Source organism: Vibrio sp. Vb0598, assembly GCF_033338935.1.
Taxonomy (GTDB): domain Bacteria; phylum Pseudomonadota; class Gammaproteobacteria; order Enterobacterales; family Vibrionaceae; genus Vibrio; species Vibrio alginolyticus.
Genome location: NZ_JAWOTP010000156.1, coordinates 1 through 1270, shown reverse-complemented (window position 1 = coordinate 1270; position 1270 = coordinate 1). Strand labels below are relative to the sequence as shown.

The 1270-nt window shown below is 46.8% G+C and carries 1 pseudogene; it reads left to right on the top strand.

Annotated elements, in window-relative coordinates:
- Positions 1 to 1270 (top strand): annotated as a pseudogene (locus R7Q38_RS23710) (ribonuclease E); the annotation flags it as partial.

Sequence of the window (1270 nt, the reverse complement as noted above, 5' to 3'; positions counted from 1 at the left end):
TTCTCTTGCAGAAGCAAGTCACCACATTTGTCCTCGCTGTAGCGGCACAGGTGTTGTTCGTGACAACGAATCTCTAGCACTTTCTGTTCTTCGTTTGATTGAAGAAGAAGCACTAAAAGACAACACAGCTCAAGTATTGGCTGTAGTGCCAGTGCCAATCGCATCTTACCTATTGAACGAAAAACGTCGCTCGGTTAATCATATCGAACGAATTCAAGAAGTGAAAATTACGGTTGTTCCTAACTCAGACATGGAAACACCGCACTTTGAAGTAATTCGCGTACGCGAAGGTGAAGAGTTTGATTTAATTTCTTACCTACTTCCTAAGAAGTTGGAAGCAATGAAAGAAGCAGAAGGTAAAGAACCTTCTGAAACAGACATCAAACCTAAGCGAATCGAAGAGCCAGTTCTTAAGGGCTTTGCAGCGCCAGCTCAAACCGCTCCAGCTCCTGTTTCTAAACCTGCGCCGGTAGCGAAGAAGAAAGAAGTAGAGCAAGAAGCAAAACCTGGCCTATTCAGCCGTTTGTTTAAAGCACTAGGTAGCTTCCTATTTGGTGGTTCTGAAGAAGTAAAAGAAGAACCAAAACAAGAAGAGAAGAAATCAAACCGCGACAACAAGCGCAACAAACGCGATCGCAACGACCGTCGTCGTAGCAACCAACGCGATAACCGCGAAGGTCGTGAAAACCGTGATAACCGTCGTCGCCGTAAGCCTCGTGAAGAGCAAGCAAATGAGCAAAACGAAGCTCAACAGCCTGCAAACAAACAGCAACCAAACCGTAGCCAGAAGCGTAAGCCAAAACCTCAACAAGCTGAAAAAGCTCAAGAGCCGAAAGCAAACGCGAAAGTAGCGGAAAAAGGCTTGCAACTTGCGGCTGAAGCTCGCTCAGAAGTGAAGCCTGAAGAGAATAAAGCGAAAGCAAACGCGAAAACAGAGAAAGTCAAAGAGCGCCGTCAACGTCGCAAACTGAACAAATCTGTTCGTGTTAAAGATCAACTTGCCGATGAGCAAGTAGAAGAAACAGCAGTGAAAGCAATTGAACCTGTTGAGTCTCAAGTAGATCAAGCCGTTGATACAGCAGCAGACGCACAGCAAGACAACAAGCAAGGTGAATCGAAACAACGTCGTAACCGTCGTTCTCCTCGTCACCTACGAGCAAGTGGTCAACGTCGTCGTCGTGGTCGTGATCGTCGTCCTAACCCATTCCGCCTGCGCAAAGGCGGTGTAGCATCTCCTGAGATGGCAATGGGTAAAGTGATGCCACGTTAC